This window comes from Amycolatopsis silviterrae (assembly GCF_042684085.1).
GTDB lineage: Bacteria > Actinomycetota > Actinomycetes > Mycobacteriales > Pseudonocardiaceae > Amycolatopsis > Amycolatopsis silviterrae.
Window position 1 is genome coordinate 1 of sequence record NZ_JBHUKS010000031.1, and the last position, 1145, is coordinate 1145.

The following is a 1145-nucleotide window of genomic DNA, read 5'->3' on the forward strand; positions in this document are numbered from 1 at the left end:
ATTGGGACGAAGTCGTAACAAGGTAGCCGTACCGGAAGGTGCGGCTGGATCACCTCCTTTCTAAGGAGCACAACACATCCCGGTCATCGTGCTGGGAGTGGCCGGAGTTTAAAACCCGCACGCGGTTTTGCTCTGGTTGCTCAAGGAATTGTGGAACTACTGGTTACGGGTTCTCGCGGTGGTGATGCCGCCGACTTAGTACTGCGGAGCTTGCTTCGCGTGGAACGGCGGCCGCGGATCCGGGCGGGTTCTTGTTTGCTGGCACGCTGTTGGGTCCTGAGGCAACACACGTTGTTTCTGGTGTGGTGTTTGAGAACTGTAGAGTGGATGCGAGCATCTTTGTGGTCAAGTTGTTAAGGGCACATGGTGGATGTCTTGGCTTCAGGAGCCGATGAAGGACGTGGGAGGCTGCGATATGCCTCGGGGAGCTGTCAACCGAGCTGTGATCCGAGGATTTCCGAATGGGGAAACCCAGCACCAGTGATGTGGTGTTACCCGCCGGTGAATATATAGCCGGTGTGGAGGGAACGCGGGGAAGTGAAACATCTCAGTACCCGCAGGAAGAGAAAACAAAAGTGATTCCGTGAGTAGTGGCGAGCGAAAGCGGAAGAGGCTAAACCGTTTGCATGTCAAGCTGTCAGGCGTTGTGCAGGCGGTGTTGTGGGACCCAGCGTCGAGGATCTGACAGTCCTCGGAATGTGCGCGCGTGTTAGTGGAACCGCTTGGGATGGCGGACCGGAGTGGGTGAGAGTCCCGTACGCGAAAACACGTTGCGTGTGTTTGTCTGGTGTTCCCGAGTAGCAGCGAGCTCGTGGAATTTGCTGTGAATCTGCCGGGACCACCCGGTAAGCCTAAATACTTCCTGGAGACCGATAGCGGACGAGTACCGTGAGGGAAAGATGAAAAGTACCCCGGGAGGGGAGTGAAAGAGTACCTGAAACCGTGTGCCTACAAGCCGTCAGAGCGTTTCGACGTGATGGCGTGCCTTTTGAAGAATGAGCCTGCGAGTTAGTGCTGCGTGGCGAGGTTAACCCGGGTGGGGTAGCCGTAGCGAAAGCGAGTCTGAACAGGGCGAATGTAGTCGCGTGGTCTAGACCCGAAGCGGAGTGATCTACCCATGGCCAGGGTGAAGCGACGGTAAGACG

2 rRNA genes are annotated in these 1145 nt (G+C 56.7%); both read left to right on the forward strand.

The annotated features are described in order from the left end of the window. Positions 1–60 (forward strand): 16S ribosomal RNA (locus tag ACFSVL_RS38290); the annotation flags it as partial. Between the two features lie 283 nt (positions 61–343). Next, positions 344–1145: ribosomal RNA gene (locus ACFSVL_RS38295) — 23S ribosomal RNA — on the forward strand; the annotation flags it as partial.